Annotated in this window: 2 protein-coding genes; both read left to right on the forward strand. The window is 75.6% G+C overall.

Going from position 1 to position 1,218, the window contains the following annotated elements; all coding sequences use genetic code 11:
• A partial coding sequence (locus NH342_RS23005) for a transposase (protein WP_253018708.1) occupies nucleotides 1-439 on the forward strand: 439 nt, incomplete at its 5' end.
• Nucleotides 440-576: 137 nt separating this feature from the next.
• On the forward strand, nucleotides 577-1,218 hold a 642-nt coding region (locus NH342_RS23010), incomplete at its 3' end, for a DUF4192 domain-containing protein (protein WP_253018710.1).

Genomic DNA, 1,218 nt, shown 5'->3' on the forward strand with positions numbered 1-1,218 from the left:
GGTGGCCGAGGGTTTTGGCCGGCACCCGGACGCTGAGATCGTGACCAGCCAGCCCGGGCTGGGAGCGGTACTGGGCGCCCGGGTGCTCGCCGAGTTCGGCGACGACCACGCCCGCTACGCCGACGCCGAGGCCCGCAAGAACTACGCCGGCACCTCACCGATCACCCGAGCATCAGGCACCCGACGCGCCGTGTTGGCCCGCTACGCCCGCAACAAGCACCTCGCCGACGCCACCCACAGGTGGGCCTTCTGCTCCCTCACCGCCTCACCGGGCGCCCGCGCCTACTACGACGCCCTCCGTGCGCGCGGCACCGGGCACCACGCCGCACTGCGCCAGCTCGGCAACCGACTCGTCGGCATCCTCCACGGCTGCCTGAAGACCCGAACCCACTACGACGAGAACACCGCCTGGCCCCAACTCACCGCCGCCGCAGCTTGACATCACAGACCATGGGATGTCTGAGCCCGTAGCAGGACTACGCCGTGGGTGCCGGCCGTCGTCCACACCCGGCACCGCCGTCCACAGATCCAGCGGTGGGGGGCTCCCGGCACGGCGGAGGCCTGAGGGTCACCGGCATGAGCCTCGACGACCCCGTCCACCTCGGCACCGGTGCCGAGCTCGCCGCCGCGCTGCCGCACCTGCTCGGCTTCCCACCGCAGGAGTCCCTCGTCCTGGTCGCGCTCACCGGCGACCGCCACCGACGGGTGGGGGTGACGCTGCGGGTGGACCTCCCCGCCCGGCACCAGGCCGACGACGTCGCGGAGGAGGCGGTCCGGCGGCTGGGCCACCGACCGCCGGCCGCCGTCGTCGCGGTGGTGGTCACCGAGGGCCCCGACGACGTCGCCCAGCTGGACCCGGTGGACCTGCTCGACCTGCCGATCGGCGACCTCGACCCGGTCGGGGTGCGGCTGCTGCGCACCCGGGACGGCGCCGGTGAGGTCGCCGACCTGCCGCACCGCGACCTGGTGCACGCCGTCGCCCGGCGCCTCGCCGAGCGCGGCGTCCCGCTGCTGGAGGCGCTGCTGGTGCGCGACGGCCGGTGCTTCGACTACGACTGCACCGCCCCCTGCTGCGACCCCGGTGCCGGTCACCCCCTGCCCGCGGGGACCTCGCCGCTGGCCGCCGCGTCGGTGCTCGACGGGCGGGTGCTCGCCGCCGACCGCGCCGAGGTGGTCGGCCGGCTCGCCCCTGTCACCGGCCCCGCCGCCCTGGCGGTC

This window comes from Klenkia sp. PcliD-1-E, assembly GCF_024124375.1.
Classification (GTDB): domain Bacteria; phylum Actinomycetota; class Actinomycetes; order Mycobacteriales; family Geodermatophilaceae; genus Klenkia.